Annotated in this window: 4 protein-coding genes and 11 tRNA genes; 8 read left to right on the forward strand and 7 right to left on the reverse strand. The window is 47.3% G+C overall.

Translation table 11 applies throughout. The features are described from left to right. Window positions 1-64: 64 nt before the first annotated feature. The 3 genes from ligA to msrB all read left to right on the forward strand — a co-directional run bounded on the left by ligA (window position 65) and on the right by msrB (window position 3,408). Window positions 65-2,086, forward strand: a complete 2,022-nt coding sequence (ligA, locus tag MHN33_RS10560; protein ID WP_239397898.1) for an NAD-dependent DNA ligase LigA — start codon at window positions 65-67, stop codon at window positions 2,084-2,086. A gap of 209 nt (window positions 2,087-2,295) precedes the next feature. Next, window positions 2,296-2,781, forward strand: a complete 486-nt coding sequence (locus MHN33_RS10565; RefSeq protein WP_138552880.1) for a DUF2919 family protein — start codon at window positions 2,296-2,298, stop codon at window positions 2,779-2,781. A gap of 171 nt (window positions 2,782-2,952) precedes the next feature. Next, window positions 2,953-3,408 carry a peptide-methionine (R)-S-oxide reductase MsrB gene (gene msrB, locus MHN33_RS10570; RefSeq protein WP_239397899.1) on the forward strand — a complete coding sequence of 152 codons (456 nt, stop codon included), beginning with the start codon at window positions 2,953-2,955 and terminating at the stop codon, window positions 3,406-3,408. 27 nt (window positions 3,409-3,435) lie between these two features. Here the strand turns inward: msrB and MHN33_RS10575 are convergent, their stop codons facing one another. The 7 genes from MHN33_RS10575 to MHN33_RS10605 form a co-directional block, all read right to left on the reverse strand. Further along, entirely contained in the window at window positions 3,436-5,070 is a 1,635-nt protein-coding gene (locus tag MHN33_RS10575) for a response regulator (protein ID WP_239397900.1), read from the reverse strand. A 286-nt stretch (window positions 5,071-5,356) separates the two neighbouring features. Further along, window positions 5,357-5,432: transfer RNA gene (locus MHN33_RS10580), tRNA-Val, on the reverse strand. A 128-nt stretch (window positions 5,433-5,560) separates the two neighbouring features. Then, window positions 5,561-5,636, reverse strand: a tRNA-Val gene (locus tag MHN33_RS10585). Between the two features lie 203 nt (window positions 5,637-5,839). Continuing rightward, window positions 5,840-5,915 (reverse strand) — tRNA-Val (locus tag MHN33_RS10590). A 119-nt stretch (window positions 5,916-6,034) separates the two neighbouring features. Further along, window positions 6,035-6,110 (reverse strand) — tRNA-Val (locus tag MHN33_RS10595). 142 nt (window positions 6,111-6,252) lie between these two features. Further along, window positions 6,253-6,328, reverse strand: a tRNA-Val gene (locus tag MHN33_RS10600). Window positions 6,329-6,422: 94 nt separating this feature from the next. Next, window positions 6,423-6,498, reverse strand: a tRNA-Val gene (locus MHN33_RS10605). A gap of 598 nt (window positions 6,499-7,096) precedes the next feature. Between MHN33_RS10605 and MHN33_RS10610 the strand changes: the two genes are divergently transcribed. The 5 genes from MHN33_RS10610 to MHN33_RS10630 all read left to right on the forward strand — a co-directional run bounded on the left by MHN33_RS10610 (window position 7,097) and on the right by MHN33_RS10630 (window position 7,836). Further along, window positions 7,097-7,172, forward strand: a tRNA-Ala gene (locus tag MHN33_RS10610). A 71-nt stretch (window positions 7,173-7,243) separates the two neighbouring features. Further along, window positions 7,244-7,319: transfer RNA gene (locus tag MHN33_RS10615), tRNA-Glu, on the forward strand. A 68-nt stretch (window positions 7,320-7,387) separates the two neighbouring features. Further along, window positions 7,388-7,463: transfer RNA gene (locus MHN33_RS10620), tRNA-Glu, on the forward strand. Window positions 7,464-7,531: 68 nt separating this feature from the next. Continuing rightward, window positions 7,532-7,607 (forward strand) — tRNA-Glu (locus MHN33_RS10625). A 153-nt stretch (window positions 7,608-7,760) separates the two neighbouring features. After that, a tRNA-Glu gene (locus MHN33_RS10630) sits at window positions 7,761-7,836 on the forward strand. Window positions 7,837-7,886: the final 50 nt, after the last annotated feature.

Below are 7,886 nucleotides of genomic sequence, written 5' to 3' on the forward strand. Positions count from 1 at the left end.
GGGCATAGACGCGACAGAGCCACGGATTTAGGTCCGTGGCTTTTTGTGTTATTAAGAGGTTGTAATGTCAGAAACTATCAGCAAACAAATCAATGAATTAAGACAACAGTTGGAAAGTTATAACTACCAATATTATGTCTTGGATCAGCCCACGGTACCCGATGCCGAATATGACCGGGTAATGCGCGCTCTGATTGAGCTGGAAACCCAGCATCCTGACTATCTAACCCCCGATTCCCCCTCACAAAAAGTGGGTGGTGCTGCGCTGAGCAAATTTGAGCAGGTAACGCATCAGGTGCCTATGTTGTCTCTGGACAATGCATTTGATGAGGCTGAATTCAATGCCTTTAATCGCCGTATCAAAGAGCGCCTGCTACACAACGACGAGCTGGATTTTTGTTGTGAGCCAAAGCTGGATGGTCTGGCCGTGTCGATTCTCTACCGTGATGGGGTGCTGGTTCAGGCCGCAACCCGCGGTGATGGTCAGGTAGGTGAAAATATCACCGAAAACGTGAAAACCATACGTAACATTCCGCTGCGTTTGCGTGGTGACAATATTCCGGCTGAGCTGGAAGTACGTGGCGAAGTCTTTATGGACAAGGCCGGATTTACACGACTGAACGAAACCGCAGCAAAGCGTGATGAAAAAACCTTTGCTAACCCACGCAATGCTGCGGCAGGAAGCCTGCGTCAGCTGGACCCTAAAATAACCGCCAAACGCCCGCTGATGTTTTACGCCTATTCAATGGGCGTGGTGCAGGGCGCTGAGCTGGCTGATACCCATTATGCGCAATTACAGCAGTTAAAAGACTGGGGCTTGCCTATGTGCCCGCAAACAAAGCGGGTAACAGGCGCGAGTGCGGCTTATCAATACTACGAAGCCATTATGGCTGAGCGCGACGCGCTGCCGTATGAAATTGATGGCGTGGTCATCAAGGTTGATAATAAACCGTTTCAGGAGCAGCTAGGTTTTGTAGCGCGTGCACCGCGCTGGGCCATTGCATTTAAATTTCCGGCTCAGGAAGAATTAACGCAGTTACTTGATGTGGAATTTCAGGTGGGCCGCACTGGCGCCATCACGCCGGTTGCGCGGCTGGAGCCAGTGTTTGTTGGCGGCGTGACTGTCTCAAATGCGACTTTGCACAACCGTGACGAAATCGACCGTCTGGGTGTCAAAGTGGGCGATACTGTGATCATCCGACGCGCCGGTGACGTGATCCCGCAGATCACTCAGGTGGTGCTGGAAAAAAGGCCTGAAGATGTCCGCGATATCACTTTCCCGGATACCTGTCCGGTATGTGATTCCCACGTTGAGCGTGTTGAAGGTGAAGCCGTTGCGCGTTGCACCGGTGGTCTGGTGTGCCGTGCACAACGCAAAGAAGCGATAAAGCACTTTGCTTCGCGTAAGGCGCTGGACATCGACGGCCTGGGCGACAAGATTGTTGAGCAACTGGTTGAGCGGGAACTGATCACGACGCCTGCTGAACTGTTTACCCTGCGTCAGGGTCATTTTGAGTCACTGGAACGGATGGGCCCTAAATCGGCCAGGAATCTGGTTGGTGCGCTCGAAGAGGCCAAGCAAACAACGCTGGCCAAGTTTTTATATGCCCTTGGGATCCGCGAAGTGGGTGAAGCCACTGCACAAAATCTGGCAAATCACTATCTGACGCTTGAAAAGGTGATGAATGCCTCCATTGAGAGTCTACAGGAAGTGAGTGATGTGGGTGTTATCGTTGCTCAACATATTCACGCGTTTTTCAGTGAACCACACAATCAAAAAGTGGTGAGTGATTTGCTTGAGCAAGGGTTGCACTGGCCTGAAATTGAGGCAAAAGCAGAAAGTGAACAGCCTCTGGCTGGCCTGACTTACGTGCTGACGGGTACGCTGAGCCAGCTTAACCGCAACGATGCAAAAGCGCGTTTACAGGCACTAGGTGCTAAAGTGTCAGGCAGTGTCTCTAAGAACACACACGCACTGGTGGCAGGCGAAAAAGCGGGGTCTAAGCTAACCAAAGCGCAGGAGCTGGGGATCGATATCCTGGATGAAGCAGCACTGATTGCATTGCTTGACTCACATCAGGGGTAATACCAATTTCACTTAATATTTGTTCAATTGGAAGGAGCAAATAGGGCGCTAACGGTGTTAAAAATCTCTCATTTAGAACAACTAAATAACGAAATTTTTGCCTAGTTATCGACTCTATTTTCTCGCCTCAAAATAGAACACTTAATTAAGCAAATTGGTATAAAAAACAGGCGGGCTGATTAGCCCGTCCTTAAATTAAGAGAAGTAATATGAGTAAGTTGCAGGCGGGATACGGGCCCGAATATTGGGATAAATATGGGGTGTACCGCACGCCTGTCGGCTTCAACCTAACCTTACTGGTGTTGCTTAGGCCGTTGTTTCTGTGGCTGGTTTCAGCCCTGACCTGGCGTCCTGATCTTGATCTCATGTCCTTGTTTTTCCATTCAAAGCAGCATTTTTTTGTGGCGGTGATGATAGCCAGTCTGGCCCTGATCCCGACGGTATTGTTTTCTTTGCGCAGGCCAACCAGCTCACCTAAGTTAGCCCGCTACTGGCGTCATATGCGCTGGCCATTGCTGATAGCCGCCTGTCTGGATCTGGCCTGGCTGGGAATGCAAATTGTTCAGGCACACTATCAATTCTCTTTCTATCTGGCCATTCAGGCTGTACTGGTCTGCTGGGTCATTTTGTATTTGCTCAAAAGCCGATACTTAACGTGTTTTTTTGGGGATTGGCCTGAACCTGAAAATAATTGACTTGACGGTGACAGACAGACAACTAAACATTAGGGCGATCGTGGTTTTCATATTGGCGTAAAAACATCACGCTAGTCTGATCCGGACTGGCTTGAAACACGCTATAACAATAAGACAAGATGCTCGTGTTTGCCAATGTGGAGTAACCTTACATCAACCGGAGAAAGAGACATGTTAACTTGGCGAGATATTCTGCAGTTCGCAGACAACGGCAACCCACAGCCACCCAGGCGGGTTGAAAAAAACCTGATGCAGTGGCAGGCGCTGCTTGAACCTTCCGTATTTCATATCACACGCAATCGGGGCACTGAGCGTCCGTTCAGCTCGCAAAGCTGTAGTGTATTTTCACCGGGTAAATACCACTGTGCCTGCTGTGACCAACTGCTGTTTGATGCCGAGGAAAAATTTGATAGCGGATCTGGTTGGCCCGCATTTACTCAGCCTTATAGCGCAGACTCTGTCGCTTATCGCCTGGACCGCTCCCACGGCATGGACAGAGTTGAAATTGTCTGCAATGTGTGTGATGCCCACCTGGGACATGTGTTTCCGGATGGCCCTAAACCGAGTGGCTTGCGTTATTGTGTGAACGCACTGGCGCTGAACAAGCATGAAGAAGGTACCCATTAAGTTGGCCATACAGGGCTTTCTGTCTGACTAAGGTTTAAAATCCAGCTTCATTTCTGCAAGCTGCGCCTGCAGTTTATCAAAGCGCTCTAGCTGCTCTGGCTCTAGCTGTGCAGCACTGAGTGTTTTATAGCATTTGGCCGCCAGATTGGAATTAAATGTGGTGGCTTTCTTTCCTGTTGCATCGGCAAGGCACTGCAGTAAATTGAGTGCGATACTGGCATTTTTTGGCATGACTCTGAATGCCTGTGTGAAAGCTTCCAGTGCGACGTCCAGTTGCCCTTTTTGAAATTGTTTCACTGCATGGTTATTAAGCTCTTTGGGCCCCATGGTGATATGGCGGCGTTCATCCTGCTGTTGCTGTAACAGATGCATGAAGGCGGGATCATCTTGTTGCTGATGACGTTCACAGTGGGTGATTATCTGGCCAAATAGCGCTTCCGCCTTGTGCTGAAACCCTAATTCATGAAATGCCTTAGCTTTGTCTAACGCTGCATCAACCGAGCGGATCTGAGGTTCATCTTCCAGTTGCTCCATCAGTTGCCGTGCTTTGCTGTGCTCATCTTTAAGATAATGCAGCCGCGCGTTCAGCACATCAATTTGAGTCTGGTTATTCGCATTGGGAAATTGTTTTTTGAGATCGCTCAGGTATTGCTGAGTTTGCCGGGTGAGGCGGGTGATTTGATCGTGTTGATCTGTACTCAGTGCAAAATCAATCCCGGCACGGGCGGCGTTTAAGTAGACCTCAGGGCTGTCGTGCATCGAAAAACGGGCAAAATTGGCGATTTCTTTTTGTGCGTTGTAACTGCACTCATAATCATGGTTAATACGCGCCACTGTACTCAGGGATTTCTGCCTTTCGATGTTCCGTGGCGCAATCTGTGAAGCCTGCACTAATGATACCTGTGCTTCTTCAAATTGATTCAGCTTTAGCGCCAGGCGAGACAATAAATCCAAAGCAGCCAGGCGAGTTTCGCTTTTTTCGATCAAGGATTTGAGCATCTTCTGCGCGATCATGTCTTCGTTATTGGCGATCAAGGTTTCAACCAGGCCGAGCTTGGCCCAGGTAAATTTTTGCAGCTCAAGCATGGAACGGTAGAACTGTTTCGCTTCATCATAGTGCTTGAGCTGAAAGAGGGTCTCGCCTTTAAGCTTGAGCAATATCGGGCTGTAAGCGTGCTCACCGCTCTCAAGCTCTGAGTTAATTAGTTTGAGTGCCTTGGAGTAGTTTTCGTCGTCAATCAGGTTGTAGAGCGCTTTAAGGCTGCGTTTACGCTTTAAGACGCGCTCAATGCGTGCTTTGAGTTCTTTAATACTAAAAGGTTTTACCAGGAAGTCATCAGGCTGTAATTCAACAATACTGTGCACCAGTTCGGGGCTGGTTTCAGCTGAGGTGAAAATAAACCCGGTGCTTTGGCGGATCAGACGCTTTTTGAGTAGTTCTTCGTAAAGCTGATACCCATTCTGGCGTTTGCTCAGGTCAAACGAGCAGATAATCAGATCGAATTTATGATGGATACAGCTTTCCTTTGCCAGTTGGGCATTTTCGGCAAACTGGACGTTTTTATAAGCCAGCTGGTCCAGCGACTGTTTAATATAACTCAGCGCCAGTTGCTGTTCTTCCACGATCAAAATTTTTGCATTAACAAAGGGTTGAACAGGCATAAAGTGAAAGCTAAAGGAATAAACTCGGAATGCTTTTAGTCTAGTCGTTTATCTTTTCTTTTGAAACATAAGGATTAAAAAGCTTGGTAAGAATACAGAGAAAGTAGGGGGCCAGGGATTATTTTGGATGAGCGAGATGCCGCATCGACCAAATTATGGATAATAAATTAAAGAAAGTTATTTTTTGAAGTGATGGTGGGTTGTACTGGACTTGAACTATTAATCTTCGCCTTGATTAGGAATGAGCGCGATGCCGCATCGACCAATAATTATATCTTTGAAATGATGGTGGGTTGTACTGGACTTGAACCAGTGACCCTCGCCTTGTAAGGGCGATGCTCTCCCAACTGAGCTAACAACCCATGCATAGATGCAGGTACATACTCTGTATTTCCGAAGAAATGGTGGGTTGTACTGACTTTGATTCAGAACCCTTGCCTTGGTAAGAATGAGCGCGATGCTGCATCGACCAAGTTGTTCACCAAATTAATGGTGGGTTGTACTGGACTTGAACCAGTGACCCTCGCCTTGTAAGGGCGATGCTCTCCCAACTGAGCTAACAACCCAGAGTATTATTTTTTGACAATTAGTTTTTAAGATGGTGGGTTGTACTGACTTTAATTCAGAACCCTTGCCTTGGTAAGAATGAGCGCGATGCTGCATCGACCAAGTTCACCAAATTAATGGTGGGTTGTACTGACTTTAATTCAGTATCCCTTGCCTTGGTAAGAATGAGCGCGATGCTGCATCGACCAAGTCCACCAAATTATGGTGGGTTGTACTGGACTTGAACCAGTGACCCTCGCCTTGTAAGGGCGATGCTCTCCCAACTGAGCTAACAACCCATCTTAAAATTCTGTCAGAGTTTAGTTTTAGTTATGGTGGGCTGTACTGACTTTAATTCAGTATCCCTTGCCTTGGTAAGAATGAGCGCGATGCTGCATCGACCAAGTTCACCAAATTATGGTGGGTTGTACTGGACTTGAACCAGTGACCCTCGCCTTGTAAGGGCGATGCTCTCCCAACTGAGCTAACAACCCATAACTATTCTGACTTTTGCGTATTGAGCCATAATCTTTTGTATAGACAATGGAATTATGGTGGGTTGTACTGACTTTAATTCAGAACCCTTGCCTTGGTAAGAATGAGCGCGATGCTGCATCGACCAAGTTTACCAAATTATGGTGGGTTGTACTGGACTTGAACCAGTGACCCTCGCCTTGTAAGGGCGATGCTCTCCCAACTGAGCTAACAACCCAATACGCTGTTTCAAATGTGAATGTCTATACGACTTTCCTCCAAATCTTGGAAAGAACTAAAGCGATACTGCATCGACCAAGTCACCAAAATTATGGTGGGTTGTACTGGACTTGAACCAGTGACCCTCGCCTTGTAAGGGCGATGCTCTCCCAACTGAGCTAACAACCCACATTCGAAACATACGACACATTGCCGTGTCGTTGTGGGGCGCTATTATATGTTTCCTTTCAAAGGAGTCAACACAAAATCCTGATTTTTTATCTGTATGCTTCTTTTGTGTTCAGGTGTTCGTTTTTTAGGTATTTCTCTTCATTATATGTCTAAGCAATATATTGTCCGCCAGGTAACATGGCTGGCGGGGTGGTGAAGATGTTGAGTGCTGTTTTTAGGCAGGAAGGTTGGGCGGGGGGAGTTAACAGCATTTGTTTCGAGATGGAAATCCGCTTGCAAATGAAATGAGTTGCCCAATGGATGTCCTGGCCTTTTATCTGTGTCCAATTGAGTAGCAGTTTGTGTCTCCTTGTTCAAAATACTGAGAGATCAAGTAGAAGGACATACCTAATCTAGAATAGCTGGTTTTAAATTAAGCAAAAACAGGCACTTCTATTGATTGAACCGCTCAATTCGCTTATATTCTGTGCTCTTGGGGTGTTTTTACAGCAGTTAGAAAAAACTTGCAGAAAAGGTGTTGACTTTGTTTTCTGTGATGCATAGAATGCGCCCCGCACTCAGCGATGCAGCGTTACAGTTTCATTGCTACTGGTGAGGGGCTATAGCTCAGCTGGGAGAGCGCTTGCATGGCATGCAAGAGGTCGGCGGTTCGATCCCGCCTAGCTCCACCAAATTCAGTGCATAAATGTCCTAGTGATATAATATTTGGAACTGGCTTCGAATGCTGTTTCTAAATGATTGTGTCCCCTTCGTCTAGAGGCCTAGGACACCGCCCTTTCACGGCGGTAACAGGGGTTCGAATCCCCTAGGGGACGCCACTTACTTTTGTAAGTACCAAACTCGTATAGTAAGAGTATAAACAACTAGTCCTAGTGACACATTCAGTGTCCCCTTCGTCTAGAGGCCTAGGACACCGCCCTTTCACGGCGGTAACAGGGGTTCGAATCCCCTAGGGGACGCCACTTACTTTTGTAAGTACAAAACTCGTATAGTAAGAGTATAAACAACTAGTCCTAGTGACACATTCAGTGTCCCCTTCGTCTAGAGGCCTAGGACACCGCCCTTTCACGGCGGTAACAGGGGTTCGAATCCCCTAGGGGACGCCACTTACTTTTAGTAAGTACCAAGCTCGTATGGTAAGAGTATAAATAACCAGTCCTAGTGACAAAAGATTTTGTTAAAGGAAGTTCGGTCTCGCTGGCTCGACTTTCACGCTAACAAAAAATTATTGAAGCGGTGCTTCAATAAGCAAATTTTTTGTCCCCTTCGTCTAGAGGCCTAGGACACCGCCCTTTCACGGCGGTAACAGGGGTTCGAATCCCCTAGGGGACGCCACTTACTTTTGTAAGTACAAAACTCGTATAGTAAGAGTATAAACAACTAGT

Source organism: Pseudoalteromonas sp. OOF1S-7, assembly GCF_022347765.1.
In the GTDB taxonomy this organism is placed as follows: Bacteria; Pseudomonadota; Gammaproteobacteria; order Enterobacterales; family Alteromonadaceae; genus Pseudoalteromonas.

Excerpts from the sequence above, each read along its gene's own strand:
- MHN33_RS10575 (WP_239397900.1), bottom strand. The coding sequence starts at position 5,070 with ATGCCTGTTCAACCCTTTGTTAATGCAAAAATTTTGATCGTGGAAGAA.
- MHN33_RS10565 (WP_138552880.1), top strand. The coding sequence starts at position 2,296 with ATGAGTAAGTTGCAGGCGGGATACGGGCCCGAATATTGGGATAAATAT.
- ligA (WP_239397898.1), top strand. The coding sequence starts at position 65 with ATGTCAGAAACTATCAGCAAACAAATCAATGAATTAAGACAACAGTTG.
- msrB (WP_239397899.1), top strand. The coding sequence starts at position 2,953 with ATGTTAACTTGGCGAGATATTCTGCAGTTCGCAGACAACGGCAACCCA.